The organism is Bradyrhizobium sp. JR4.1, assembly GCF_040548605.1.
Lineage (GTDB): Bacteria > Pseudomonadota > Alphaproteobacteria > Rhizobiales > Xanthobacteraceae > Bradyrhizobium > Bradyrhizobium canariense.
In genome coordinates, this window is sequence record NZ_JBEPRY010000023.1 from 94,482 (window position 1) to 118,826 (window position 24,345).

25 protein-coding genes are annotated in these 24,345 nt (G+C 64.6%); 10 read left to right on the plus strand and 15 right to left on the minus strand.

Annotated elements, in window-relative coordinates:
• Positions 1 to 5 precede the first annotated feature (5 nt).
• Positions 6 to 260 (minus strand): hypothetical protein, encoded by a 255-nt coding sequence (locus tag ABIB90_RS32565; RefSeq protein WP_354202139.1) that lies wholly within the window; start codon positions 258 to 260, stop codon positions 6 to 8.
• Between ABIB90_RS32565 and ABIB90_RS32570 the strand changes: the two genes are divergently transcribed.
• Both ABIB90_RS32570 and ABIB90_RS32575 read left to right on the plus strand, forming a co-directional pair.
• On the plus strand, positions 259 to 633 hold the full coding sequence (locus tag ABIB90_RS32570; RefSeq protein ID WP_354202140.1) for an Hpt domain-containing protein: 375 nt from the start codon (positions 259 to 261) through the stop codon (positions 631 to 633). The genes ABIB90_RS32565 and ABIB90_RS32570 overlap by 2 nt on opposite strands.
• Before the next feature lie 166 nt (positions 634 to 799).
• The gene (locus ABIB90_RS32575; protein ID WP_007602043.1) at positions 800 to 1,120 is read left to right on the plus strand and encodes a 2Fe-2S iron-sulfur cluster-binding protein; all 321 of its coding nucleotides are present in this window, start codon (positions 800 to 802) and stop codon (positions 1,118 to 1,120) included.
• Positions 1,121 to 1,133: 13 nt separating this feature from the next.
• Here the strand turns inward: ABIB90_RS32575 and ABIB90_RS32580 are convergent, their stop codons facing one another.
• Positions 1,134 to 1,601, minus strand: a complete 468-nt coding sequence (locus ABIB90_RS32580) for an acyl-CoA thioesterase (protein ID WP_354128015.1) — start codon at positions 1,599 to 1,601, stop codon at positions 1,134 to 1,136.
• 185 nt (positions 1,602 to 1,786) lie between these two features.
• Between ABIB90_RS32580 and ABIB90_RS32585 the strand changes: the two genes are divergently transcribed.
• The 3 genes from ABIB90_RS32585 to ABIB90_RS32595 all read left to right on the plus strand — a co-directional run bounded on the left by ABIB90_RS32585 (position 1,787) and on the right by ABIB90_RS32595 (position 4,265).
• Complete coding sequence (locus ABIB90_RS32585) at positions 1,787 to 2,815, plus strand: NAD(P)/FAD-dependent oxidoreductase (RefSeq protein WP_219682812.1); 1,029 nt, start codon at positions 1,787 to 1,789, stop codon at positions 2,813 to 2,815.
• Positions 2,816 to 2,931: 116 nt separating this feature from the next.
• Positions 2,932 to 3,534 carry a DUF2147 domain-containing protein gene (locus tag ABIB90_RS32590; protein ID WP_354128016.1) on the plus strand — a complete coding sequence of 201 codons (603 nt, stop codon included), beginning with the start codon at positions 2,932 to 2,934 and terminating at the stop codon, positions 3,532 to 3,534.
• A 374-nt stretch (positions 3,535 to 3,908) separates the two neighbouring features.
• The gene (locus tag ABIB90_RS32595; RefSeq protein WP_354128017.1) at positions 3,909 to 4,265 is read left to right on the plus strand and encodes a hypothetical protein; all 357 of its coding nucleotides are present in this window, start codon (positions 3,909 to 3,911) and stop codon (positions 4,263 to 4,265) included.
• A gap of 46 nt (positions 4,266 to 4,311) precedes the next feature.
• Here the strand turns inward: ABIB90_RS32595 and garD are convergent, their stop codons facing one another.
• From garD to ABIB90_RS32635, 8 genes are all read right to left on the minus strand, one after another.
• On the minus strand, positions 4,312 to 5,853 hold the full coding sequence (garD, locus tag ABIB90_RS32600) for a galactarate dehydratase (RefSeq protein ID WP_354202141.1): 1,542 nt from the start codon (positions 5,851 to 5,853) through the stop codon (positions 4,312 to 4,314).
• Positions 5,854 to 5,976: 123 nt separating this feature from the next.
• Positions 5,977 to 7,425: an aldehyde dehydrogenase family protein gene (locus tag ABIB90_RS32605; RefSeq protein ID WP_354128019.1), complete on the minus strand. Its 1,449-nt coding sequence runs from the start codon at positions 7,423 to 7,425 to the stop codon at positions 5,977 to 5,979.
• A gap of 17 nt (positions 7,426 to 7,442) precedes the next feature.
• Positions 7,443 to 8,786: a glucarate dehydratase gene (gene gudD, locus ABIB90_RS32610; protein ID WP_354202142.1), complete on the minus strand. Its 1,344-nt coding sequence runs from the start codon at positions 8,784 to 8,786 to the stop codon at positions 7,443 to 7,445.
• A 24-nt stretch (positions 8,787 to 8,810) separates the two neighbouring features.
• Complete coding sequence (kdgD, locus tag ABIB90_RS32615; RefSeq protein WP_007602056.1) at positions 8,811 to 9,755, minus strand: 5-dehydro-4-deoxyglucarate dehydratase; 945 nt, start codon at positions 9,753 to 9,755, stop codon at positions 8,811 to 8,813.
• A gap of 124 nt (positions 9,756 to 9,879) precedes the next feature.
• Positions 9,880 to 10,785, minus strand: coding sequence for a LysR family transcriptional regulator (locus ABIB90_RS32620; protein ID WP_007602059.1), 906 nt, complete (start codon positions 10,783 to 10,785; stop codon positions 9,880 to 9,882).
• A gap of 122 nt (positions 10,786 to 10,907) precedes the next feature.
• On the minus strand, positions 10,908 to 12,260 hold the full coding sequence (locus tag ABIB90_RS32625; RefSeq protein ID WP_354202143.1) for an MFS transporter: 1,353 nt from the start codon (positions 12,258 to 12,260) through the stop codon (positions 10,908 to 10,910).
• Between the two features lie 304 nt (positions 12,261 to 12,564).
• Positions 12,565 to 14,517: an SGNH/GDSL hydrolase family protein gene (locus ABIB90_RS32630; protein ID WP_354202144.1), complete on the minus strand. Its 1,953-nt coding sequence runs from the start codon at positions 14,515 to 14,517 to the stop codon at positions 12,565 to 12,567.
• Positions 14,518 to 14,671: 154 nt separating this feature from the next.
• Positions 14,672 to 15,754 carry a lysylphosphatidylglycerol synthase transmembrane domain-containing protein gene (locus tag ABIB90_RS32635; protein ID WP_007602064.1) on the minus strand — a complete coding sequence of 361 codons (1,083 nt, stop codon included), beginning with the start codon at positions 15,752 to 15,754 and terminating at the stop codon, positions 14,672 to 14,674.
• Between the two features lie 416 nt (positions 15,755 to 16,170).
• Here ABIB90_RS32635 and ABIB90_RS32640 point away from each other — a divergent pair, with 416 nt between their 5' ends.
• The gene (locus tag ABIB90_RS32640) at positions 16,171 to 16,677 is read left to right on the plus strand and encodes a YciE/YciF ferroxidase family protein (protein ID WP_354202145.1); all 507 of its coding nucleotides are present in this window, start codon (positions 16,171 to 16,173) and stop codon (positions 16,675 to 16,677) included.
• Between the two features lie 153 nt (positions 16,678 to 16,830).
• The gene (locus tag ABIB90_RS32645; RefSeq protein ID WP_354202146.1) at positions 16,831 to 18,234 is read left to right on the plus strand and encodes an MFS transporter; all 1,404 of its coding nucleotides are present in this window, start codon (positions 16,831 to 16,833) and stop codon (positions 18,232 to 18,234) included.
• Positions 18,235 to 18,248: 14 nt separating this feature from the next.
• Here the strand turns inward: ABIB90_RS32645 and ABIB90_RS32650 are convergent, their stop codons facing one another.
• Complete coding sequence (locus tag ABIB90_RS32650) at positions 18,249 to 18,683, minus strand: hypothetical protein (RefSeq protein WP_027566871.1); 435 nt, start codon at positions 18,681 to 18,683, stop codon at positions 18,249 to 18,251.
• Between the two features lie 79 nt (positions 18,684 to 18,762).
• Here ABIB90_RS32650 and ABIB90_RS32655 point away from each other — a divergent pair, with 79 nt between their 5' ends.
• Both ABIB90_RS32655 and ABIB90_RS32660 read left to right on the plus strand, forming a co-directional pair.
• Positions 18,763 to 19,350, plus strand: coding sequence for a hypothetical protein (locus ABIB90_RS32655; RefSeq protein WP_354202147.1), 588 nt, complete (start codon positions 18,763 to 18,765; stop codon positions 19,348 to 19,350).
• Positions 19,351 to 19,430: 80 nt separating this feature from the next.
• Positions 19,431 to 20,030 (plus strand): YdcF family protein, encoded by a 600-nt coding sequence (locus tag ABIB90_RS32660; protein WP_354202148.1) that lies wholly within the window; start codon positions 19,431 to 19,433, stop codon positions 20,028 to 20,030.
• A 79-nt stretch (positions 20,031 to 20,109) separates the two neighbouring features.
• Here the strand turns inward: ABIB90_RS32660 and ABIB90_RS32665 are convergent, their stop codons facing one another.
• The gene (locus ABIB90_RS32665; RefSeq protein WP_354202149.1) at positions 20,110 to 21,453 is read right to left on the minus strand and encodes an aminotransferase-like domain-containing protein; all 1,344 of its coding nucleotides are present in this window, start codon (positions 21,451 to 21,453) and stop codon (positions 20,110 to 20,112) included.
• Between the two features lie 184 nt (positions 21,454 to 21,637).
• Here ABIB90_RS32665 and ABIB90_RS32670 point away from each other — a divergent pair, with 184 nt between their 5' ends.
• Entirely contained in the window at positions 21,638 to 21,874 is a 237-nt protein-coding gene (locus ABIB90_RS32670; protein ID WP_007602084.1) for a DUF1127 domain-containing protein, read from the plus strand.
• 924 nt (positions 21,875 to 22,798) lie between these two features.
• On the opposite strand, the gene ABIB90_RS32675 is transcribed toward ABIB90_RS32670, so the two are convergent.
• From ABIB90_RS32675 to ABIB90_RS32685, 3 genes are all read right to left on the minus strand, one after another.
• Complete coding sequence (locus ABIB90_RS32675) at positions 22,799 to 23,260, minus strand: hypothetical protein (protein WP_354128026.1); 462 nt, start codon at positions 23,258 to 23,260, stop codon at positions 22,799 to 22,801.
• A 15-nt stretch (positions 23,261 to 23,275) separates the two neighbouring features.
• On the minus strand, positions 23,276 to 23,701 hold the full coding sequence (locus ABIB90_RS32680; protein WP_007602088.1) for a universal stress protein: 426 nt from the start codon (positions 23,699 to 23,701) through the stop codon (positions 23,276 to 23,278).
• 70 nt (positions 23,702 to 23,771) lie between these two features.
• Positions 23,772 to 24,305: a SixA phosphatase family protein gene (locus ABIB90_RS32685; RefSeq protein ID WP_354202150.1), complete on the minus strand. Its 534-nt coding sequence runs from the start codon at positions 24,303 to 24,305 to the stop codon at positions 23,772 to 23,774.
• Positions 24,306 to 24,345: the final 40 nt, after the last annotated feature.

The following is a 24,345-nucleotide window of genomic DNA, read 5'->3' on the forward strand; positions in this document are numbered from 1 at the left end:
ACATCCTATTGGCAGAGCGTCGCGAATGAAATGCCCGCGATTAAGACATTCTTAATCATCGTTAACAGGATCGCGCCGTAAGGCCTTAGCAATAAATGCAATTCTCCACCGGACTCGCCGGATTGCGGCAACTTTTCGTCGATAAACAGGCAGATTTGCGTAAAACGGCCGGAACATTTCGTTAACCATTTCCGTGCTTGGGTGGAGGGAACTTGACCGCCGGACCGGCGGACATCGCGCGATGCCGGGGCCTGCGCCATGACTCCTGAACTGCAACGGATGGACTGGATGCCCTCGCCCCCGCTTGCACCCATCGACAGCCCGCTCGACCTCGATCATCTCTCCCGCATGACGCTCGGCGATTCCGAGCTGGGACAGGAAGTGCTGGCGATGTTTGCCGAGCAGGCGGTGCGCCTGATCGCGGCGATGGCAGCGCTCCCGGCCGAGGCCGGCGCACTCGCCCACAAGCTCAAGGGCTCGGCGCGCGGGATCGGCGCCTTGGCGGTGGCGGACGCCGCAGCCAGCCTGGAGACCGCGATCCAGACCGGCCAGGGCCGGCCTCACGCCTTTGCCGCGCTGAAAGAGGCGGTGACCGAGGCGCGCGCCGCCATCGAGGCGATCCTCAACACTTAGGGCGACAACACCAGACCCGTACTCTAGTCTTTTGTTTTGACGGGTTTTCTTCCCGCGAAGCGGTATTCGCGACTTCATCAAAACGCTATGGCGCCGGGCTGACCGACCCGTTATAGGACAGCCCGGACCCTCCTTCATTCCCTAGATCGCGGCAGCACGAGCACACATGGCCAAAATTCACTTTGTCGATCACAAGGGCGAAACCCGTACGGTGGACGTCGAGAACGGCGCGACTGTGATGGAAGCCGCCATCCGCAACAGCATTCCCGGCATCGAGGCCGAATGCGGCGGCGCCTGCGCCTGCGCCACCTGCCATGTCTATGTCGACGAAGCCTGGCGCGAGAAGGTCGGCAGCCCGACGCCGATGGAAGAGGACATGCTCGACTTCGGCTTCGACGTGCGCCCGAACTCGCGCCTGTCCTGCCAGATCAAGGTCTCCGACGATCTCGACGGCCTCGTGGTGGCGACGCCGGAACGCCAGGCCTAACGCTGTTAGCTATTCATGTGCTCGGCGGCGCGACCTGGATGCCGCGCTTGTGCCAGGGTCTGAGCTTCTCGAGCACTTCCGCGATCAGTGGCGTTGGCCGGCGCGACGCTTCGTCGATCATCACGGCGACGGATGTCGCCGATGCAATGCACTTCCCTTCCGAAAACACCACCTGCTCGAACGTCACCGACGTTCGTCCAAGCTTCGCGACGCCGAGGCCGAGCTCGATTGTGTTCGGCCAGTGCAACTCGGCGCGGAAATGGATGTCGAGCCGTACCATGATCCAGGCAAGTCCCGGCGGCGTCAGGCCGTATTCCGGAAGCTTCATCAGCGTGACACGGCCGGTCTCGAAATAGGTGGCGTAGACCGCGTTGTTGACGTGCTGGTTAGGGTCGAGATCGCCGAAGCGGACATTGTCGCTGAGGCGAAAAGGGTAGTCCTCCAGGCGCGGCGTCGTATCGAGGCGGCTTGGTGCGTTCACCGGTTGATCTCCGTCATATCGTTGCTGGTTACAGCCAGTTAGCCTGACCCGGCAAGTGGGCGCGGCTGCGGGGCGCTCCCCCTTTTATGCCTTCCCTGATCCATCCCCGTTGGCTAGACAGGCAGGGTCACCTCGGCCCACAGGGCGCCGTCCCACCGAACGACCGATAACGATAAAGAGACGACATGAGCGACGCGATCAAAACCGATGTGCTGATTATTGGCGCCGGCCCCTGCGGTCTGTTCGCCGCTTTCGAGCTGGGCCTTCTCGACATGAAGACGCATTTCGTCGACATCCTCGACAAGGTCGGCGGCCAGTGCGCAGAACTCTATCCGGAAAAGCCGATCTACGACATTCCCGGCATTCCGCAGGTTTCGGGGCAGGGCCTCACCGACGCGCTGATGGAGCAGATCAAGCCGTTCCATCCGACTTTCCATCTCGGCGAGATGATCGAGACCGTGGAGAAGATCGGCGATCCCCTGTTCCGCTGCACGACGGACGCCGGCAAGGTGTTCGAATGCAAGGTGCTGGTGATCGCTGCCGGCGGCGGCTCGTTCCAGCCCAAGCGTCCACCGGTGCCGGGGATCGAAGCCTATGAAGGAAGTTCGGTGCACTACGCCGTGCGCAAGATGGAGACGTTCCGCGACAAGAACGTGCTGATCGTGGGCGGCGGCGATTCCGCGCTCGACTGGACGCTCAATCTGCATCCGATCGCCAAGCGCATCACGCTCTTGCACCGTCGCGACGATTTTCGCGCCGCCCCCCACAGCGTCGAGCAGATGCGCGCGCTGGTCGCGGCCGGCAAGATGGATCTGCGCCTCGGCCAGGTCACCGCGCTGTCAGGCAACGAGGGCAGGCTGAGCGGCGCCACCGTCAAGGGCAATGACAACAGCGTCAGCGAAATTACCTGCGACACCATGCTGCCGTTCTTCGGGCTGACCATGAAGCTCGGTCCGGTCGCGAACTGGGGCATCGCGCTGGAGAACAATCTGGTGCCGGTCGAGACATCCGCGTTCGAGACCAACGTGCCAGGCATCTTCGCGATCGGCGACATCAACACCTATCCCGGCAAGATCAAGCTGATCCTGTGCGGTTTCCACGAGGGCGCGCTGATGTCGCAAAAAGCCCATCGCTACGTCTATCCGGAGAAGCGGCTCGTGTTCCAGTACACGACCTCGTCCTCCAGCCTGCAAAAGAAGCTCGGCGTCAACTGACGGCGGCGGGCGATGCCCCATGTTTCTGGTGCTGGAACAGTTCGCGAAATCGCCGTAGTCTGCGGCCATTGCAGTTGGCGGCTTAGCAAGGCGATTGGCTCAGCAAGGTGATGATAATGCGGACTCTCTTTTCCAGCTTTCGGCTGTTCTCGATCCTCGCGCTCGCGATGTCGCTCGGTGCGGTGAGCCCGGTTGCGGCGCAAGTGCAGCAGCCGACCGCCGCAGGCCTCTGGCAGAAGGTCGAAGACGGCAAGACGGTGGGATGGTTTCTCTTCATCGACCACAACGGCATCTTCGAAGGCGTTATCGCAAAAACCTTTCCGCGGCCTGGCGACGACCCGAACGAGATCTGCGCGAAATGCACGGACGATCGCAAGAACGCGCCGGTGCTCGGCCTCTCCTTCATCCGCGACATGAAGCGCGACGGCTTGAAGTATGACGGCGGCAACGTGGTCAATCCGCGCGACGGCAACATCTGGAAGGCCAAGATGACGGTCAGCCCGGACGGACAGACCCTGACGATGCGCGGTTTCCTCGGCATCTCTCTGTTCGGCAAGGACGAGACTTGGACGCGTCTTCCCGACGCCAACATCGCGCAGGTCGATCCCGCCATCGTCGCCAAATATCTCCCGGCGCAAGCGACCGCCGCGACCAAACCCGCGCCCGTGCCCGCGGCGAAGAAGGGCGGCGCGATGATGGCGCCGGCGCCGAAGCAGTAGGGTCTACGTCGGGGCGCCATTGGCGCCCGAACTTCCATAGCTCCACACACCGCTGTCATTGCCCGCCAAGGCGGGGACTCCGGTACGCCGCAGCCTCTCCGCGTTCTTGCGCGGTGTCACCGTGCGCAATCGCGCATGCGGCCGGCTGAGACAGCGGAGATCTTGGCGCGCGAGTAGCGGTCATACCCCTCGAAAGACGAACGCCTGCCGGACCCGCGCCAGTAGTTCCCCGGAATGCGCGGTGGCGCCGGATTTGCATAGCTATCCGCAAAGCTGCTGGGGGAATGAGTCGCCGTCCCTGACGCCTTCGCCGAGTCGCGGAGGCGAACGGCAACTATCGCCCCGCGGCGATGACCTCGATCCGCGGAGACGACATGAGACGTGCAATATCGTGTGCCGCCATGCTGCTGGTCCTGACGGTGCTGCCGACCGCCCCGACGCTGGCGCGGGACGACGGCCGCTACGCCAACTCGCCGTTAAAACCCTGGTTCGAGAGCCTTCACAGCGAATACGGCCAATGCTGCTCGGATGCCGACGGCTATGTGGTCGCCGATGTCGACTGGGAGTCCGAGAAGGGCCGTTATCGCGTGCATCTCGACGGCGAATGGATCGTCGTGCCCGACGGCGCCGTCATCACCGAGCCGAACAAGATCGGCCGCACCATGGTGTGGAAGCACTATATCGACGGCCATCCGCGCGTGCGCTGTTTCATGCCGGGCAGCATGACGTAGACCAAGGCGTCATCCCGCGCGGCGAGGCAGCGTCCGCGCGCGGCGCTCAGGTCACTGGCGCCGGATTGAACAGCGTCAAATCGTTGTGGATGCCCCAGCGATCCGACCACGGCTTGGTGCGGCCGCTGGCGACGTCGAGGATCAGGCGGAACAGGTCCCAGCCGGTCTCCTCAATGGTCTTCTCGCCGGTCGCGATGCCGCCGGCATCGAAATCGATCAGGTCCTTCCAGCGTCGCGCGAGCTCGCTGCGGGTCGCGACCTTGATCACGGGCGCAGCCGCAAGGCCGTAAGGCGTGCCGCGGCCGGTGGTGAACACCTGCAGCGTCATGCCGGAGGCGAGCTGGAGCGTGCCGCAGATGAAGTCGGATGCCGGCGTCGCCGCAAACAGCATGCCCTTCTGCGTCGCCTTCTCGCCGGGCGAGAGTACGCCGGTGATTGCGCTTGATCCGGACTTGACGATCGAGCCCAATGATTTCTCGACGATATTCGCCAAGCCGCCCTTCTTGTTGCCCGGCGTGGTGTTGGCGCTGCGGTCCGCGCCGCCGCGGGCGAGATAGGAATCGTACCAGGCCATCTCGCGGACCAGCGCGCGGCCGACGTCCTCGTTGATGGCGCGTCGCGTGAGCAGCTGGATCGCGTCGCGCACTTCGGTGACTTCCGAGAACATCACGGTGGCGCCGGCGCGCACCAGCAGGTCGGCGGCGAAGCCGACCGCAGGGTTCGCGGTGACGCCGGAGAAGGCGTCGCTACCACCGCATTGCAGGCCGATGACGAGATCGGCGGCCGGGCAGGTCTCGCGGGTGCGCTTGTTGAGGATCTTCAGGCGGGCCTCTGCCTGGGTCATGATCGCGTCGACGATGGCGCCAAAGCCGTCGAAGGCTTCGTCCTGCATGCGCACGATGGCATTGCTGACGCCTTCCGGCACCAGACGCTCGGGCGCGAGCTTTTCGCATCCCAAGCTGATGACCAGGATCTCGCCGCCGAAATTCGGGTTCTGCGCGATGTTTTGCAGCGTGCGGATCGGAATCACTGCATCAGGCGCGTTGATGGCGACGCCACAGCCATAGGCGTGCGTCAGCGGCACGACGTCGTCGACATTCGGATATTTCGGCAGCAGCTCGGCGCGGATGCGCTTCACCGCGTATTCCATCGTGCCCTTGACGCATTGCACGGAGGAGGAGATGCCGAGGATGTTCTTGGTGCCGACCGAGCCGTCGGAATTGCGAAAGCCTTCGAACGTGAAACCATCGAGCGGCGGCAACGGCGCGGGGACGGCGGTCGAGATTTCCAGCTTGTCGAGGGCAGGGGCCTCCGGCATGCGGATGCGCGCTTCGTCCACCCATTCGCCGGCCAGGATCGGCGCGAGCGCATGGCCGATCACCTCGCCGTAGCGGATGATCGGGGCGTCCTGCGGGATGTCGACCAGCGCCGTCTTGTGCCCCTGCGGCACGAAGGCGCGCAGCGTCAGCCCGCTGGCGAAGCGGGAGCCGGCGGGAAGGCCGAAATCATTGACAACGATCGCGACGTTGTCGCGATCGTTGAGCTTGATGTAGCGGGGCTGCTCTTTCGCTGCGACTGACTGGTCCATCTGCGCTTTGCCTCCGTAGTCGTAGGGTGGGCAAAGGCGCAACGCGCCGTGCCCACCATCTTCACACCGAACGTAAGTGGTGGGCACGCTTCGCTTTGCCCACCCTACGAATCTTCCCCGTGGCTAGCCGGGGAAGGTATAAGCCGTCTTCACCGTGGTGTAGAACTCGCGCGCGTAAGAGCCCTGCTCGCGGGCGCCGTAGCTCGAACCCTTCCGGCCGCCGAACGGCACGTGATAATCGACGCCGGCGGTCGGCAGATTGACCATCACCATGCCGGACTCGCTGTTGCGCTTGTAGTGCGAGGCGTATTTCAGGCTGGTGGTGCAGATGCCGGAGGCAAGGCCGAACTCGGTGTCGTTGGAGATCGCCAGCGCCTCCTCGTAGTTTTTGGCGCGAATGACGGTCGCGACCGGCCCGAAGATTTCTTCGCGCGCGATCCGCATGTTGTTGTTGGCTTCCGTGAACAGCGCCGGCTGCAGGTAGTGGCCGGGCGTTTCGCGCTTGAGCAGCTCGCCACCCCAGGCGAGCTTGGCACCCTCGTCCTGGCCGATCTTGATGTAGCGCAGGTCCTGGTCGAGCTGGCTCTGGTCGACCACGGGGCCGATATGCACGCCGGCCTTGAGCGCGTCGTCGACCGTCAGGCCTTTCAGGCGCTCGGTCATCGCCGCAACGAAACGGTCGTGAATACCTTCGGTGACGATCAGGCGCGAGGACGCGGTGCAGCGCTGGCCGGTGGAGAAATAGGCGCCGTTGACGGCGACTTCGACGGCGGTCTTGAGGTCGGCGTCGTCGAGCACCACCAGCGGGTTCTTGCCGCCCATCTCGAGCTGGAATTTCTTCATGTTGCTCGAGGTCACGCAGGCCTGCGCGATCTTGCGGCCGGTCTGCACCGAGCCGGTGAAGGTGATCGCGGCGACGTCGGGATGCTCGATCAGGGTCTGGCCGACCACGGAGCCCGAGCCGACCACGAGGTTGAACACGCCGGCGGGAATGCCGGAACGGGTGATGATCTCGGACAGCGCATGCGCGGAGCCCGGCACCAGTTCGGCCGGCTTGAACACCACGGTATTGCCATAGCAGAGCGCCGGGGCGATCTTCCAGGCGGGGATCGCGATCGGGAAATTCCAGGGCGTGATCATGCCGACGACGCCCATCGGCTCACGGGTGAGTTCGACGTCGATGCCGGGACGGACGGAAGCGCCCTTCTCGCCGATCATGCGCAGCGCCTCGCCGGCGAAGAACGCAAAGATCTGGCCGGCGCGGGCGACCTCGCCGATGCCCTCGGGCAGCGTCTTGCCTTCCTCGCGAGCGAGCAGGCGACCGAGCTCTTCCTTGCGGGCGATGATCTCGAGCGAAATCTTGTTCAACGCGTCATAACGCGCCTGCGGTGTCGATTGCGCCCAGGCGGGGAAGGCGGCCTTGGCTGCTGCGATCGCCTTCTCGGTCTGCGTCTTGTCGGCCTTGGCGTATTCGCCGACGAGATCATTGGTGTTGGAGGGATTGATGTTCTTGGTGACGCCGGAGCCGTCGACCCATTCGCCGCCGATGAAGTTCTTCAGGATCGCAGTCATAGCTTCCTCCAGAGTTTTTAACGAACCAGGCAGGGACGCTTGTCGTCGAAGGTCCAGCCGGGGATCAAGTCCTGCATGGCAATAGCGTCATCGCGGGCGCCGAGTCCATGCTGCTTATAGAGGTCATGCGCGGCATCGATGGCGGCCCTGTCGATTTCGATACCCAGGCCCGGCCTCTCAGGCACGGCGATCTTGCCGGCCTTGATCTGGAGCGGCTCCTTCGTCAGGGCCTGGCCGTCCTGCCAGATCCAGTGCGTGTCGATCGCGGTGACCTTGCCTGGGGCGGCGGCGCCGACATGGGTGAACATGGCGAGCGAGATGTCGAAATGGTTGTTGGAGTGCGAACCCCAGGTCAGGCCGTTGTCGCGGCAGGTCTGGGCCACGCGCACCGAGCCCTGCATGGTCCAGAAATGGGGATCGGCCAGCGGAATGTCCACCGCGCCGAGGCGCAACGCATGGGACAATTGCCGCCAATCGGTCGCGATCATGTTGGTCGCGGTCGGCAGGCCCGTTGCACGGCGGAACTCGGCCATGATCTCACGGCCGGAGAAGCCGCCTTCGGCGCCGCAGGGGTCCTCGGCATAGGCGAGGATGCCGTGCATATCCTTGCAGAGGCCGACAGCCTCGTCGAGCGACCATGCGCCGTTCGGGTCCAGGGTCACGCGCGCATTCGGAAAGCGCCTGGCGATTGCGGTGACGGCCTCGATCTCCTGCTCGCCGCGCAGCACGCCGCCCTTCAGCTTGAAATCGGCGAAGCCGTAATGGTCGTGGGTGGCTTCCGCCAGCCGCACCACCGTTTCCGGCGTCATCGCCTGCTGATGGCGGAGGTTGAACCATTCGGGCTTGCCGCTCTCGCCGCCGACATAGTCGAGCTTGGATTTGCGCCGGTCGCCGACGAAGAAGAGATAGCCGAGCGTCTCGACGCTGGTGCGCTGCTGGCCTTCGCCGAGCAGGGCTGCGACGGGCAGGTTGAGATGCTGACCGAGCAGGTCGAGCAGGGCGGACTCCACAGCCGTGACGGCGTGGATCATGACGCGGAGATCGAAAGTCTGCTTGCCGCGGCCGCCGGCATCGCGATCGGCGAAGGCTGTACGAACGTCGGCGAGGATGTTGTTCATCGCGCCGACGGTCTTGCCGATCACGAGATCACGGGCGTCCTGCAGCGTCTGCCAGATCTTTTGGCCGCCGGGCACCTCGCCGACGCCGGTGTGACCGGCATTGTCGGTGAGGATGACGATGTTGCGGGTGAAGAACGGCGCATGCGCACCGCTCAGATTAAGGAGCATGCTGTCACGGCCTGCGACCGGGATCACCTGCATCGCGGTGACGACCGGTGCGCCAGTGATCTCGGTTTTGGCCATCGCAGGCTCCTCCCTGTGCCGCTGTTATTCTGCAGCCTGTTGTGACGATCGGATGGCGGGCAGATTCTTCACCAGCGCCGTGACCTCCGCGATCTCCTGCTCGGTGAGATCGGTCAGCGGCGGACGGACTGGGCCGGAATCGCGGCCGATCACCTTCATGCCGGCCTTGATGATCGAGACCGCATAGCCCTTCTTGCGGTTGCGGATCGCGATCAGCGGCAGGATGAAGTCCTTCAGGCCGGCGTGGATCGTCGCGTGGTCGCGCTTGCGTACGGCGGCGTAGAAATTGGTGGCGAATTCCGGAACGAAGTTGAACACCGCCGAGGAGTAGGTGGTCACGCCCATGTCGAGATAGGGCAGCGCGAACGTCTCCGCGGTCGGCAGGCCGCCGATATAGGTCAGGCGGTCGCCGAGCTTGGTGTAGACGCGGGTCATCAGCTCGATGTCGCCGATGCCGTCCTTGTAGCCGACGAGGTTCGGGCAACGTTCGGCGAGGCGGGCGAGCGTATCGGGCTGGAGGATGGCGTTGTCGCGGTTGTAGACGATGACGCCGATCTTCACGGAGGCGCAGATCGCTTCCACGTGGGCAGCAAGGCCGTCCTGCTCGGCATGGGTGAGATAAGGCGGCAGCAGCAACAAGCCGTCGGCGCCGGCCTTCTCCGCGCCGATCGCGATCTCGCGCGCGGTGGCGGTGCCGTAGCCGGTGCCGGCGAGCACGGGCACGCGGCCCTTGGTCTCGTCCACGGCGATCTTCACGACCTGCGGAACCTCGGCGGCCGTCAGCGAGAAGAATTCGCCGGTGCCGCCGGCGGCGAACAGGCCTGCGACGTCATAGCCGCAGAGCCAATCCATATTGGCGCGGTAGGTCGCCTCGTCGAAGGAGTAATCCGCCTTGAACGGGGTGACGGGGAAAGACAGGAGGCCGGATCCGATCTTCTGGGCCATTTCCTGCGGGGTCATCTTGCTCATGGGCGCTGCTCCCTGGTCTCGTGTTGTGGAGGACGCAAAGGCTGCGCGTCCATGCGCCGTGGTTTAGGAGACCGTTCGATGCGGGTCCAAGCCAAAGCCTATATCGACCGATGCGAATTCAGCATCAATCTTCCATCACCTCCGCCGAGGACAATTCGCTCGCGATTTTGACGAGGGCCGAGAGCAGCGGATTTTCGTCGTCGCGGCGCCAGACCATGAACAGCTCGACCGGGACGCGGGTGCGCAGCTTCAGTGGCCGCAGGCGGACGTCCGCGATCTTCAAGCTCGCCGCCGCCGCCGGCACGATGGCGAGGCCGAGGCCGGCGCGAACCATGGCGAGGATGGAGTGGATCTGGCTCAGGTGCTGGACATAGCGCGGCAGGATGTCGGCGCGGGTGAACAGCGCCACCAGCACGTCGTGAAAGTAGCGGCTCTCATAGGGCGAATACATCACGAACGGCTGGTTGTCGAAATCCTTGATCGTGACGCTCTCGGCATTCGCCAGCGGATGCTTTTTCGGGATCGCGGCGAGCAGGGGCTCGGCGACGACGCGGCGGCTGGCGATTTCCGGGCGCGCGATCGGGGGCCTGAGCAGGCCGGCATCGATCTGGCCCGAGGTAAGGGCCTCGAACTGGTCGCCCGACACCATCTCCTTCAGCGAGAAGTCCACCTCGGGCAGCTTGGCGCGGCAGGCGGCGACGAGCTCGGGGAGAAAGCCGTAGGCGGCGGCCGCGGTGAAGCCGATCTTCAGCGAGCCGGACTTGCCGAGCGCGATACGGCGGGCGACCTGCGAGGCGCTTTCCGCAAGCTTCAGGATGCGCCGCGCTTCCGGCAGGAAGCTGCGCCCGGCCGGCGTCAGGCGCACCGAGCGGCTGGTACGCTCCAGCAGCGGCGCATCGATGATGTGCTCGAGCACCTGGATCTGCCGGGACAGCGGCGGCTGGGTCATGTTCAGCCGCGCGGCGGCGCGGCCGAAATGCAATTCCTCCGCCACCGTGACGAAACAGCGGAGCTGGTTGAGGTCGAACATCGATACATGCCTTAGATGGATAAGGCTTTTCCCCGGCGCTTCTAGCATCGATTACTCCCAAAACAAAGACGGCGGCCGTGAAGCCGCCGTTAAGTTGCCTGCTCAAGCTCCCATGGGAGCCCTCAGGAGGAACGTTTGAGCACCACGCGCTCGATCTTGCCCACGACCACGAGATAGGCGAATGCAGCCACCAGCGCATTGGCGCCGACGAAGATCAGCGCCCCGTTGAACGAGCCGGTCGCGGCCAGGATGTAGCCGATCACGATCGGAGTGCTGATCGAGGAGAGATTGCCGAAGGTGTTGAACAGGCCGCCCGAGACGCCGCCGGCTTCTTTCGGCGAGGTGTCGGAGACGACAGCCCAGCCGAGCGCGCCGATGCCCTTGCCGAAGAAGGCGAGCGCCATGAAGCCGACCACCAGTGCCTGGCCGTCGACATAGTTGCAGGCGATGATCGACATCGACAGCAGCATGCCGCCGACGATCGGGATCTTGCGCGCCATGGTCAACGAGCCGGTCTTGCGCAGGATCGCGTCGGAGATGACGCCGCCAAGCACGCCGCCGATGAAGCCGCACAGCGCCGGCAGCGTCGCGACGAAGCCGGCTTGCAGGATCGACAGCCCGCGCTCCTTGACGAGGTAGACCGGGAACCAGGTCAGGAAGAAATAGGTCAGCGTGTTGATGCAGTACTGGCCGAGATAGACGCCGAGCATCATGCGGTTGGAGAGCAGCTGGCGGATGTGGTCCCACCCGGAGCCGGCCTCGGCCGCGCGCTCTTGCTTCAGATCGTCTTTGGGCGCGTCGAGATCGACCAGCGCGCCGCCGTCCTTGATGTAGTCAAACTCGGCCTCGTTGACGCCGGGATGCTCTTTCGGCCCGTAGACAGTCTTGATCCAGACCAGGCCCATGATGATTCCGAGCGCGCCCATCACGAAGAACACGTAGCGCCAGCCGTAGTCGTGCGCGATCCAGCCCATCAAGGGTGCGAAGATCACGGTGGCGAAATACTGCCCGGAATTGAAGAACGCAGAGGCGGTGCCACGCTCGTTGCTCGGAAACCAAGCCGCGACGATGCGGGCGTTGGCGGGGAAAGACGGCGCTTCGGCGATGCCGACGAGGAAGCGCAAGCCGAACAGCACGGCGATCGCGGTGCCGGCGCTGAAGAAGCCGACCCAGCCCTGCAGCGTCGTGAACAGCGACCAGACGATGATGCTGAAGGCATAGACGAGGCGGGAGCCGTAGCGGTCAAGCAGCCAGCCGCCCGGCACCTGCGCGATCACATAGGACCATCCGAACGCCGAGAAGATGTAGCCCATCGCGACCGGATCGAGGTGCAGCTCCTTCGAGAGCGCGGGGCCCGCGATCGACAACGTGGCGCGATCGGCATAATTGACGGTCGTGACCAGGAACAACATGGTCACGATAAACAGTCTGACGCGAGACCTTCTCACGTCCGCTGCGGACATCACTGCGCTCATGACGCGCCTCCTTAGAACTCGAAACGTTTCCCCACTGCGACTCCTAGAGGTGCGCGCGGCAAACTGTCCAAGTTCAAGGCAGTATCGATCGATGCCGTTTTTGGATGGATGGAACGGCAGGTGGGAGGAACGGTTGAGCTGATGGCGAACGTGCTCACCACGTACTCAACTGTCATTCCCCGCGAAAACGGGGAATCCAGTACGCCGCGGCATCTCGATTCAGTCACGTCTGTCACGGCGTACTGGATCGGCCGGTCAATCCGGGCGATGACACCGAGAGTGTAGTGAGCGCTCGCTTTTGCTACTACTGCTGCGCGCCCGGCAGTAGCGGCGCGAGCAGCCCGCGTGTCACGCCCGGCGGTGCCGCATCGAGTCCCAGCACGGCGCTTGCGGCCGGCAGCGCCGCGTCCGCCATCGCGGCGTGGCCTTCGGCGCTCGGATGCACGGCGCCGCCATAGACAGCGGAGAGCACGCCCCAGGTCGCGTCATGAATGTCGGTCGGCTGGCTTGCTGCCGGCAAGCCTTGCGGATAGGTCATCGCAGCGAAATAGCTGTCATTGGCGTCGCGGATCCAGCGCGCGCGCGGCAGATAGGCGCGGAATTCGGAGGCGCCGCGGCCGCACAGCATCGGCTGGCTCGCCGCGCTCACGATGTCAGGATTGAAGCTCTGGCCGTTCTCGGCAAAGCAGGTGCGGTCGAATTCGGGATCGTTGCCCGAATGCGCGCAGAAGCCGTGATCGGCGAACGCCGCCTGATGTGAATCCACGAAGGTCATGCGGTCGGCCTCGGGATCGCGGCACAGCGCGCCGCGGGTGCAGGTGGCGAGCCCCTTCAGTTGCGGCAGGAATTCGGTGTCGACGAAGGTCGAGACGCGGGCGAGGCGCTGCGGGTCGGCGTTGAAGGACGGATGGATGTCGAAGCCGGCGCGGCCGCCGCGGCAGGGCACGCCGCCATCGGCGAGCGCCGGATTGGCATAGGAGACGTAGACCACATGCGAGAGGTCGCCGCCGACCAGCGGCTTCAGCGCCTCGCGCAGCTTGACGAAATTCTGCGGCAGCTCGCGCGCCAGCGCATCGCGTGAATCATCGACGCTTGCCATCACGCCGGAGCGCCGGAATATCGCGCGCTCGGTTGCGGTCTCGACGATCACGTCGGCGACGAGGCCGGAGAAATAGACGTCGTTGGCGCCGACCGAGAGCAGCACGAGGTCGAGTGTGCGCTCGGGCTGGCGTTTCCTCGCGGCGGTCAGCGCCTCGCGCAGCTCGGCGACCTGCGCGTTCACACTGATGTTGCAGACGCCGGTCTTGCCGGGCGGGCATTCGCGGGCGCGCTGCGAGCCGAGCAGGCCGTCGCTGATGCTGGCGCCGGTGCAGGCGAGCGGCAGAAAGGTTACGGCGACGTGGGTGTAGCGTACCGCGAGCGCCAGCGCGGTGCGGGCCTGGTAGCTGTAGAGCGATCGGTGGCAGGGCGAGTTGAACCAGAGCGCGCTGTAGCGCTGCCAGTTGGCAAGCGTATCCGGCGCTTCGCAGGCGCGGCCGCCCTTGAAGCCGGCCCGGCTCGGCCGGTAATACTGCGCGCCGGCGGTGCCGAGATAGGAGCGGAAGCAAAAACCTTCGTCCGACAGCGCCAGCGGTCGGTCCGGATTGCCTTCGCCCGAGGCGATGCTGTCTCCGAGGCCAGCGACGAAGATGTCGCGGACCTGGATCTCGGTCTGGACGCGCTGGGTCGGATCGGAGCCGGAGGAGACGTCGACGCTCGCGACCGTCTGCTTGCCGTAGCGTACCCGCAGATTGACCGGCTCGGCGCAGTCGAAGGTGGATTGTTGCGGTCCGTCGCCGTCGTCGAACGACCAGGCGCAGGTGGCGCCGACCGGCACCGCGCCGGCGAGGCGCACGGTGACGGGATGGTCGAGGGGAGTGAGGTAGTTTTCCTTCGTGTTGTCGCGGGTGCAGGGCTGGTTGACCCGGCCCTGGAGGTCGATGCAGAGCCGGTTGACCATGTTGCGGGCCCAGCCGCGGCCCTCGCTCTGGAGCTCCAGCGATTGCTCGGCGGCGAGGATGCTGCGGTTACGCGCGTTCTCGACATGGAGCAGGAAGTCGCGCTCCTCGCGGAACAGCCGGAAGCGGTTGCGCACCTCCCAGCTGATCTGCATGGCGCCGGCGTCCTGCGCGGCCGCCCGCTCCGGCGGCAAGGCGGGGAGGAGCCCGGCGAGCAGCAGGGCACCGGCGAGGAAACGGCGAAGGAATACAGGGATCATGGCCCGCGTTTTCAACGGCAAAGTTGAGGCGGAAATAAGAGAGCTGCTCTCCGCCTGCAACATTGGTCTGACGGTTTTGCCGGCCGCCGTCTAGCGGACTATCGATGGAGCATGATCTTTTCGGAGAGCCACTTCGCACTTTTCCGGATCATGCTCAGCGTTTGCTGGCCTGCCGCAGCGACCGCTCGCGCTCCATCGCTGCCACCTGCTTGGGCAGGTTGGCCTGCGCGCAGGCCTCCGCCAGCCGTCGACGCTCCTGCCAGGGCTCCACCACATTCATCCAGAGCTCGCGTGTGCCCATGATGGAGATGGCAAGACCGAACGGGATCACGAAATAGAGGATGCGGAAGACGAGGAGCGTGGCCAGAAGCTGCTCGCGGCCAAATTCGGGGAGCGCCACCAGCATGGCGGCGTCGAACACGCCGAGCGAGCCGGGGGCGTGGCTGGCGAAGCCGAGCAACGTCGCCAAAATGAACACGACGGAGAGCGACAGGAAGTCGATCTGCGGAGTGGCCGGCACCAGAAGGTACATCGCCAGCGCGCAGAATCCGAGATCGACGACGCCGATCAGGATCTGCACCAGCGTCAGCGGCGCTGACGGCAGCACCACCTTCCAGCCCTTCTGGCCGAGCTCGCGGCGCTTCTCGCCCATGCACAGCCAGACCAGATAGGCGCCGATCGAGGCGAGGCCGCCGATCGCAATCAGCCGGTTGATCGACGACGGCAGCTGATCCATGTAGGAGGCGGCATCCGGATGGATGGTCATGCCGATCGAGAGCACGAAGATGTTACCGAGCCAGAAGGTCAGGCCCGACAGGAAGCAGATTTTTGCGACGTCGATCGCATTCAGCCCGTAATCCGAATAGATCCGGAAGCGGATCGCGCCGCCGGTGAAGACTGTGGCGCCGATATTGTGGCCGATCGAATAGGACGTGAAGCTGGAGAGCGCTGCGATGCGATAGGGCACGTGCTTCTTGCCGATCGTTCGCAGTGCAAAAAAGTCGTAGAAGGTCAGCGTACAGAACGCGAAGCATACGCAAATCGCCGCCAGCCCGATGTTTTCGCGGGGGATCTCGGTCAACGCGGTCAGGATGACCCCGGTGTCGATGCCCTTGAGGGTGCGCACCAGCGTGGTGATCGCGAACGCGATGATAAAGACGCTCGCCGCAACGCCGAGTCGCCGCCAGCCGATCCATCTCTTGAAGCCGCGCTTCAGCGCGGTCAGCAGTCCGTGCATTCATCCTCCCGGCGGGGGGCAAGACCGACCAGGCCAGACATTGGCCGGTCGGATGCGATCAGTGCCCGATGTGGGCTTGGATCGCTAGACATGATGTAGCTCATTTAAGGCAAAAACAGTGACTTGTGCAGCCCTTGACAAGGATAGGTTCTGTCTTGGACCAGCCACTTTGTCATACGCGGTTCACATCGGACGCGCGTTAAGCATATGAGTCGTAGGACCGGTCGCGTCCGTCCGTGACATGATTTCAGATCCTGCACGGCCGGCATTGTTCCAGCGCAAGGGATGCGGGCTTTTTTGGAACGACGATGCCGTGCGCTGGTTAGTGCCGCATCAGCAATCGAACATGGCGGAATAACCGGCTTCTCCTGAACGCCGGTGCCTCCGTGTTCCCACAACCCGAGAGGATCGGACCGATGGGATTGTTCACAAAAGACATCAAAACCATGAACGACCTGTTCGTGCATCAGCTCCAGGACATCTATTACGCCGAGCAGCAGCTCACCAAGGCACTGCCGAAAATGGCGGATAAGGCGACCGATCCGCAGCTGAAGCAGAGCTTTTTGACGCACCTCGAAGAAACCAGGGAGCACGTCAAGCGGCTCGAGGAAGTGTTCAAGATGCACGGTGCGCAGGTGAAGGCGGTCGATTGCCCCGCGATCGACGGCATCATCGAGGAAGCCGACGAGACGGCCGGCGAAGTCGCCGACAAGGCGGTGCTCGACGCCGCGCTGATCAACGCGGCACAGGCGGCGGAGCATTACGAGATCGTCCGCTACGGCAGCCTGATCGCCTGGGCCAAGCAACTCGGCCGCAACGACTGCGCCAGCATGCTCGCCAAGACGCTCGAGGAGGAGAAGGCCACCGACAAGAAGCTGACCACGATCGCCGAGAGCAAGGTGAATCTGCGCGCTGCAAGCTGAGGCCAGGCTTAGCCAGGATAGAGCGTCGCGCGGTCATCCGCGCGACGCTCGCACGTTACGCATCCATTAGGCATGCATCATTCGATCGTTGTCGTAACATGACGGCGAGCGGGAAGTGTATCATTCGCATGGGGCTGCAACCGAGATGGCAGCATGCGAGTAAGCACCGCCAGATACGAAGCCTTCGAAGCCGGCGCGCCGCATTCCGGCTCCCGCCTTGCGACGTCTCTCACCCTTGCCGCGATGAGCCTTGGTTATGGCGTGGTGCAGCTTGACGTCACCATCGTCAACACCGCGCTCGACGCCATGGGCAGGACGCTCGGCGGCGGCGTCGCCGAGCTGCAATGGGTGGTCAGCGCCTACACCATTGCGTTTGCCGCCTTCATCCTGACGGCCGGCGCACTCGGCGACCGCATCGGCGCCAAGCGCGTCTTCATGGCGGGCTTCGCAATCTTCACCGCGGCCTCGCTCGCCTGTGCGTTGTCGCCCAATGCGACCGTGCTGATTGGGGCGCGGCTGGTCCAGGGGCTGGCGGCGGCGATCCTGGTGCCGAATTCTCTTGCCCTGCTCAATCATGCCTATCCGGATGACCGCGAGCGCGGCCGCGCCGTCGCGATCTGGGCGGCCGGTGCGAGCCTCGCGCTCACCGCGGGCCCCTTCGTCGGCGGCGCGCTGATCACAGTGGTCGGCTGGCGCGCGATCTTTCTCGTCAACCTTCCGATCGGCCTCATCGGCCTTTGGCTGAGCTGGCGCTATGCGACCGAGACCACGCGCGCGCCCTCACGCGAGATCGATCTGCCCGGCCAGCTCGCGGCGATTGGTGCGCTGGGGGCGCTCGCCGGCGCGATCATCGAGGGGGGCGCGCTTGGCTGGCAGCATCCGGCTGTGCTCGCGGCGTTCGCTTCAGCCGCTCTCCTGGCGGTGCTGTTCGTCTGGCGCGAGAGCCGCGCGACGCAGCCGATGCTGCCCCTGTCCCTGTTCGATCACCGGCTGTTCAGCCTGACCGCACTCGTCGGCCTGCTCGTGAACGTCGCAATCTACGGGCTGATCTTCGTGCTCAGCCTGTACTTCCAGAGGATCAACGGCCTGTCGGCGTGGTGGACCGGTCTCGCCTTCGTGCCGATGATGGCGGTGGTGCTGCCGGTCAATCTGCTGGCGCCGCGCCTCGCCGAGCGTATCGGCCCGTGCCCTACCATCGTCGTCGGCGCCTGCGTCTCGGCGCTCGGTTGTCTCGGCCTGCTCTGGATCGAAGCCGGCACGAGCTATTGGGCGATCTTTGCGCAAATGATCGCGATCAGCAGCGGACTTGGGCTGCTGGTGCCGCCGCTGACCTCGACCTTGTTGGGCAGCGTCGAGAAGGCGCGCTCCGGCATCGCGGCGGGCGTCCTGAACGCGACGCGGCAGACAGGCAGCGTGCTCGGCGTTGCGCTGTTCGGTTCGCTGGTGGCCTCGGAAGGCGCATTCATGACCGGCCTGCACGCATCGCTGGTGGTCTCGGCCACGGTCCTCGTACTCGCTGCCGCCGTGATCGGGATCGGCGCGCCGTCGCGCGGATGAACTGTGCGGAGGAATTAGCCGCGGCGCAGTGCGAAATGCGCGCCGCAGAACGCCATCACGGCACCGAGGCCCAGCGCGGCAATTCCGGCCAGCACGCCCGAGACCGTCGGGACCGGGCTCGGCGCCGAGGCCACCTGGCCCGCACCCGCAAGCAGCAGCACGCCGACCGCGATCAGGAATTGCCGCATCCGTTGCGGGATCTGGCCCGAGACGGCGCTCTGCATCAATGTTGCCGTGAAATAACCGCCGGAGAAGCCGACGGAGGCGATCAGCCACCAGGCGATCGCCGCGCCCGCCGGTATGAACTCGTGCGTGTCCGAGTGCCAGAGGCCGCCGAGGTCGAGCCCGTAGCGCGCGCCCAGCATGTGCACGGCGAGCGCGAGCAGCACGCCGGAGATCACGGCGGCGCCGAGAATCAGGCGGCGCGGAAAAAAAATCGTCTCAGCCATGTCCCGCTTGTAGGATGGGGCAGGGCGCTCACGCAAGCGGATCGCAGATGGGATCGCCCGGATTGGATTGTTTGTGAAGATGCAGGATTCGGGAGCCGAGGCGGCTGCGGGCGCGAGCTATGCCTACAAGGCGTCGCTGATCGGCTCGGCGCATCGCTTCGAGCTGACGGAGGAGGGGCTGTCCTGGCACATCGGCGGCCGTTCGGGCCTGTGGCGTTACGACGAGATCAGTGCAATCCGGCTGTCGTTCCGCCCCGTCTCGATGCAGCAGCATCGCTTTCGCGCCGATGTCAGCCATGCCAGTGGCGGCCGCATCAGGATTCTGTCGACGAGCTGGCAGACCGCGGCCTTGATGGCGCCGCAGGACAATGGCTTTCGCAATTTCATCGTCGCGTTGCACGCGCGCATGGCGCAGGCCGGCAGCCAAGCCGAGTTGACCGCGGGCCTTGGCCGCAGGACCTACGCGACAATGCTGGCTTTTCTTGCGGCGCTTGCGGTGGCGATGACGGGGCTCCTGGTCCGGGCGCTTGCGATCGGCGAATTCGCCGGGGCGCTGTTCATCATCGGCTTTGCCGCGCTGTTCGCCTGGCAGATCGGCGGCTTCGTGCGGCGTAACCAGCCGCGGAGCTACAGCTTCGATCGCGTGCCGAGGGCCTTGCTGCCCTAAATGGCCGTGTTGCCTCAGATGCAATGGGCCGCAATCAAACGTGACTTCGCGCCGTTGCGGCGGTGTCGCATCGTGCTGCCATGTCAACCCTGGAACGCAGCACGCGGAGGCCTTCGGCAGATGAGATCTCCGAGATCAACCGCGTCCATCTGGTCGATACGCCGCTGCAGCCGGCGGACCTCCTGTTCATGTTCGGCACCCGAGAGGACGTCACGCTGCGGGCCGATACGGCGGGGCGACTATGGCGCCAGGGCTATTTCCGCTGGTCGATTGTCAGCGGCGGCGCGACGGCGGGCTCGGAGCAATCCGAGTGCATGATCATCAAGGCGGCGATGGTCGCGGCGGGCATTCCCGCTGACCGAATTCTCGAGGAACATCATGCCCAAAACACAGGCGAGAACGTGATCCTCTCGCTGCCGATTATCGACGCGACGCTCGGGTTGCACAATGTCCGCAGCGTGATCTGCCTCGGCAACACCTGGACCGCGCGGCGTTATCCGATGACGCTGCACCGGCATTGGCCGGAGGTCGAGAAAATGCTGCTCACGGTCGACAGCTTTGCGACGCCGCGCGCGCTCTGGCACACCGATCCCGAATTTCGTCGCCGCATGCTGCATGAATGCGACAAGATCGAGCCTTACAAGGCGAAGGGCTTCATCGCGGAATGGCCGGAGGCCTGAGCGGGGAACGGCATCAGATTATTGTTTGACGCGTTTTCTTGACGCGAACCGGTATCCACTTCGCTCGAAGACGCTTTAGCTACTCCGTCGAGTCGAAATCCTCTTCCTTGGTGCCGAGTAGCGATGCGATCGTGCGCAGGCCGGAATCGAGCTGCTCGAAGGACGGTGGGGCGAGCGCGAGCCGCACTGCGTTCGGTGCGTGGCCATGGGCGATCGCGAAGGTCGAGGACGGTGTCAGCGCGATGCCGCGCCGGGCTGCTGCGGCGACGAAGGTCTGCGAGCGCCAGTGTGCCGGCAGCGTGAGCCAGAGGTGATAGGAGCGGGGATCGGCGGAGAGCTGGTAGCCGGCGAGCAACCTTGCCGCGGCCTGCTGGCGGCGCGCAGCGTCGATGCGTTTCAGCCGCGTCAGCTCGGCGACGGTGCCGTCTGCCATCAGCCGCTGCCCGGATGCGAGCGCGTGACCGGAGGCGATCCAGCCGCCGGTGCGGACCGCGCTCATCACGCTCTCGCGCAATCGCGGCGGCGCGACCAGGATGCCGAGCGCGAGGCCCGGCGCGACCTTCTTGGACAGGCTGTCGATCACGATGCAGCGGTCGGGGTCGAGCGCGGCCAGCGGCGTGTCGTCGGCCAGAAAGCCGTAGACGGCATCCTCGATGATGGTGAGATCAAGCTTCTCGGCAACGCGCATGATGTCGGCGCGCCGCGTCGCGTTCATGGTGACGCCGAGCGGGTTCTGGATGATGGGCTGGAGATACAGCGCCGACAGATGTGCCTCGCGATGCGCCTTCTGGATGGCGTCGGGGCGTGCGCCAAATTCGTCGATCGGTATCGGGACCAGCGTCACGCCGAGCCGCGCGGCGATGCTCTTGACGTACGGATAGGTCAGCGCCTCGACGCCGCAGCGGCCGCCGGTGGGAACGAGGGCTGCGAGGGCGGCCGCGAGCGACTGCTTGCCGTTCGCAGTGAAGATGATCTGCTCGGCTTGCGGTGCAAAATCCTTGCGCGCGAGATAGGCGGCGGCCGCATTGCGCGCGCTCTTGGTGCCGGTGCTGGTGGAGACGCGCAGCGCGGATTCGAGCGCGTCAACGCGTTCGAGGCCCGCAAGGCTCTTGGCGATCATCGCCCATTGCTGCGGCAGCAGCGGATAATTGACCTCGAAATCGATCCGCGCGTCGCGCGGCTCGCTCAGCGCCTCGACCTCGCGCCTGATGTCGCCGGAGATGAAGGTGCCGCGGCCGACCTCGCCAACGACGAGGCCGCGGCGGAGCAACTCCGTATAAACCCGGCTCGCGGTCGAGACCGCGATGCCACGGTCATAGGCAAAATTGCGCTGCGGCGGCAGCCGGTCGCCCGGCCTTAACGTGCCGTTAGAGATATCGAGAGCAATGGCATCGGCAAGCTTCACGTATTCGAACTTGGACATTATTGCACCGAGAGCAATGTTTCACTTGCTCCGAGTAGTGTACTGGAGCATTTAAGTTCCATCAAGCTTCACGATTGAGCCGAGGAGAGCGAGAGCAATCCGACGGCAAATGAGGTGCAGGCGCTCGGGCGCTTGCGCCAACGGCATCCGCATCGCCGCGTGGACAACAGGCCGGAGAAGGACAATGACCACGATCTCGCAGACCGCCGGGCGGAGTTTACGCTCATCCTCGTCAGACGGATTTTTTCGCAAGCTCGCCCACGGCGCCTATGCGCTGTTCGACGCCCTGGAGCGCCGCTCCGCCGTCAAGACGCTGAACGACCTCGATGACCGCGCCTTGCGCGACATCGGTATCACGCGCAGCCAGATCGAGGATGCGGTCTACGGTCAGGCCAAAGCAGAGCTGACGCGGTTTCTGTAAGCGCTTCGCTCTTGTCCCGGACGCGCTGCGTCCGGGGCACCAGACTGAGTTTTCAGGTACATCTGCTTCGATATCGTCATTGCGAGCGCAGCGAAGCAATCCAGAAACCCACCGTGGAAAGACTCTGGATTGCTTCCGCCTTCGCTAAAGCTTCGGCGGACAAGTCGCTGCGCTCGCAATGAAGGCGTTGGTGGGTAGCACTGTCGTTCCTTTAACTCGTACTTTTATCGTAGACACAGCTTCGCATCCTCGCGGCTTGTTTCGCCCGAGCTTTGCTTCGTCGCCTCACCCTCTAACGAAAGAGGGCGCAGGGAAGACCGGGCGCCGGCTGGCACCCGCGGTCCACTGTGCGAAATTGCAGTAAGAAAATCTGCACAGTGGCATACAGGTGAAGCCTGAACATCCGGCCTTCCCTGCGCAGTGGCTTTACGGCTTATGTCGCGCTCTCCCCGGGGAGCGATGCACTATTGCCCCCGTCGCCTTGCGGATGGCTGATGCGGATGCCCGGTCGGGCAACCCACATCACCGCAACACTTGGCGCACAGACCCCGGGCGCCAGGACCACACGATTTCGCCGTACGCCGATCACACCGGTCGAGTGCGCGGCGCCTTCGCTCACGGTTGCCCGCCCTGCAAAGCCGTTTGCGCCGATGTGGCCAACGTCCACCGCCGTCCGGCCCGCGTTCGTGACGATCGCGATACGCCCCTCTTCCTTGGGCCGGAGTGAGGCGGAATATACGCAATTCCGAAATTCGGTAAAGTGGAATATTTTTCGTGGCGCGCGTTGACCGAGAGCTTGGGTGTTTTGCCGGACGGGCAATGCAAGGGCTAGTAGCCCGGATGAGCGAAGCGCTATCCGGGAATCGTGACACGAGCTGTCCCGGGTATCGCTTCGCTCACCCGGGCCACGAGCTTGTATATGGTTCAGGCGAAGGCGGCCTGGCCCCAAAAACCGCCGAGAGCTCGATCGCCTTCGGAGCGCTCGGGCTTTCGGCGAGGTCGTGTCGCTGCGCCGCGTTGGCGCCGATGCCGGACATCCCGGCGCGGCAAATGTGCAGCGACGTTGCCCGCGAACCTGGCGATACGTGCGGCAGCCTGTTTAACGACGAACTGCATCGTCGTGACGCGGCTGAGCACGCCGAGCAGGATCAGCACCGAAAAGATGTCGATATAGGCGAGGAAGTCGCCGACCAGCATCAATTCCGGCGGGATTGGGATCCCGTGGTAGTAAGCCAGTATGAGGATCACGACGGGGATGAAGGCGATCACCTTCCGCACCGTCAGCCTGTCCAGCAGTGCGGCCAGTTGCACGACCAGCACCTCCCATAAAGCATCGCCGATCGCGAGCGGGATCTCGTACGTCCATCTCCGCCACCATTGCTTCACGACATTGCTCCGAGCTCAGTGCCTCACCACCAACACAGAGCATTTTGCGTAGCGCACGACATGCCCGGCATTGGAGCCGAGGAAATAGGTGCGCATCGCCGGCCGGTGCGAGGTCATCACGATCAGCTCGGCCTTCATGTGCACGGCTTCCTCCAGGATCTCGTGATAGATGCCGCCCTGGCGCACCACGCTAGAGATGCGGGAAGGCTCGATGCCGGACTCGCGTGCGACGATGGCGAGGGCTTCTTCCGAGGTCTGGCGCTGCTGTTCGTCGAAATCGGCCGGCACGTATTCGGCCAGCATCACCGGCGTCATCGGCAGCACGTTGAGCAGGCGCACCACCCCGCTCCAGGTCTGCGACAGCGTTGCCGCGGTCGCGATCGCCGGCTTGGCCAGGTCGGTGTCGGCGAGGTCGATGGGCACGAGGATGGACTTGAACATCTGCGCCTCCAAATCTTTCAGTCAGGACGTCTTGCCGGCACGTCACGCGATCAACCCGATCGAAGCAGCGTTAACTTCGAAGCAGCTTTGGACTGACGAACAACACCAGCTTGCCGCGGCGGTAAGCCACGTCACCCCAATCCTTGACGTCAAAGTCGAAGATCGCAAGCCCCGACGTGGGCAGGTTGTCGGCGAGCGCCTTGGCGGCGGCCGGATCGCCGCCGCCCGTCAGCATCAGGGCGATCTCGTGCATGCCCGGATTGTGGCCGACCAGCAGCAATTGCCTCGGATCAGCCGGAATGGTTGCAGTGCGAATGGATTCCAGGATCTGGGCGGGATCGGCGGCGTAGAGTTCCGGCAGGACCTCGACCTGCGGCGCGGCGACGCGGTCCTTCATGGTCTCCCAAGCAATGTCCCAGGTCTGCCGGGCCCGGACAGCATGCGATACCAGTACGGCCTCGGGAAAGGGGGGATGGCAGGCCATCCAGTCGCCGATCTCGGCGGCATCCTTGTGGCCGCGGTCGTCGAGGCGGCGATCCTGGTCACGGCCGCTCGGCGCGTCGGTCTCGGTCTTGGCGTGACGCAGCAGCATCAAACGGCGCATGGCACTCTCGAATCGTTACGCGTCCAGAATAATCTACAGG

What these genes read in the sequence shown, in the direction of transcription:
- ABIB90_RS32570 (WP_354202140.1), top strand. Translation starts at nt 259, where the DNA reads ATGACTCCTGAACTGCAACGGATGGACTGGATGCCCTCGCCCCCGCTT.
- ABIB90_RS32565 (WP_354202139.1), bottom strand. Translation starts at nt 260, where the DNA reads ATGGCGCAGGCCCCGGCATCGCGCGATGTCCGCCGGTCCGGCGGTCAA.
- ABIB90_RS32575 (WP_007602043.1), top strand. Translation starts at nt 800, where the DNA reads ATGGCCAAAATTCACTTTGTCGATCACAAGGGCGAAACCCGTACGGTG.
- ABIB90_RS32585 (WP_219682812.1), top strand. Translation starts at nt 1,787, where the DNA reads ATGAGCGACGCGATCAAAACCGATGTGCTGATTATTGGCGCCGGCCCC.
- ABIB90_RS32590 (WP_354128016.1), top strand. Translation starts at nt 2,932, where the DNA reads ATGCGGACTCTCTTTTCCAGCTTTCGGCTGTTCTCGATCCTCGCGCTC.
- ABIB90_RS32595 (WP_354128017.1), top strand. Translation starts at nt 3,909, where the DNA reads ATGAGACGTGCAATATCGTGTGCCGCCATGCTGCTGGTCCTGACGGTG.
- garD (WP_354202141.1), bottom strand. Translation starts at nt 5,853, where the DNA reads ATGGACCAGTCAGTCGCAGCGAAAGAGCAGCCCCGCTACATCAAGCTC.
- ABIB90_RS32605 (WP_354128019.1), bottom strand. Translation starts at nt 7,425, where the DNA reads ATGACTGCGATCCTGAAGAACTTCATCGGCGGCGAATGGGTCGACGGC.
- gudD (WP_354202142.1), bottom strand. Translation starts at nt 8,786, where the DNA reads ATGGCCAAAACCGAGATCACTGGCGCACCGGTCGTCACCGCGATGCAG.
- kdgD (WP_007602056.1), bottom strand. Translation starts at nt 9,755, where the DNA reads ATGAGCAAGATGACCCCGCAGGAAATGGCCCAGAAGATCGGATCCGGC.
- ABIB90_RS32620 (WP_007602059.1), bottom strand. Translation starts at nt 10,785, where the DNA reads ATGTTCGACCTCAACCAGCTCCGCTGTTTCGTCACGGTGGCGGAGGAA.
- ABIB90_RS32625 (WP_354202143.1), bottom strand. Translation starts at nt 12,260, where the DNA reads ATGAGCGCAGTGATGTCCGCAGCGGACGTGAGAAGGTCTCGCGTCAGA.
- ABIB90_RS32630 (WP_354202144.1), bottom strand. Translation starts at nt 14,517, where the DNA reads ATGATCCCTGTATTCCTTCGCCGTTTCCTCGCCGGTGCCCTGCTGCTC.
- ABIB90_RS32635 (WP_007602064.1), bottom strand. Translation starts at nt 15,754, where the DNA reads ATGCACGGACTGCTGACCGCGCTGAAGCGCGGCTTCAAGAGATGGATC.
- ABIB90_RS32640 (WP_354202145.1), top strand. Translation starts at nt 16,171, where the DNA reads ATGGGATTGTTCACAAAAGACATCAAAACCATGAACGACCTGTTCGTG.
- ABIB90_RS32645 (WP_354202146.1), top strand. Translation starts at nt 16,831, where the DNA reads ATGCGAGTAAGCACCGCCAGATACGAAGCCTTCGAAGCCGGCGCGCCG.
- ABIB90_RS32650 (WP_027566871.1), bottom strand. Translation starts at nt 18,683, where the DNA reads ATGGCTGAGACGATTTTTTTTCCGCGCCGCCTGATTCTCGGCGCCGCC.
- ABIB90_RS32655 (WP_354202147.1), top strand. Translation starts at nt 18,763, where the DNA reads ATGCAGGATTCGGGAGCCGAGGCGGCTGCGGGCGCGAGCTATGCCTAC.
- ABIB90_RS32660 (WP_354202148.1), top strand. Translation starts at nt 19,431, where the DNA reads ATGTCAACCCTGGAACGCAGCACGCGGAGGCCTTCGGCAGATGAGATC.
- ABIB90_RS32665 (WP_354202149.1), bottom strand. Translation starts at nt 21,453, where the DNA reads ATGTCCAAGTTCGAATACGTGAAGCTTGCCGATGCCATTGCTCTCGAT.
- ABIB90_RS32670 (WP_007602084.1), top strand. Translation starts at nt 21,638, where the DNA reads ATGACCACGATCTCGCAGACCGCCGGGCGGAGTTTACGCTCATCCTCG.
- ABIB90_RS32680 (WP_007602088.1), bottom strand. Translation starts at nt 23,701, where the DNA reads ATGTTCAAGTCCATCCTCGTGCCCATCGACCTCGCCGACACCGACCTG.
- ABIB90_RS32685 (WP_354202150.1), bottom strand. Translation starts at nt 24,305, where the DNA reads ATGCGCCGTTTGATGCTGCTGCGTCACGCCAAGACCGAGACCGACGCG.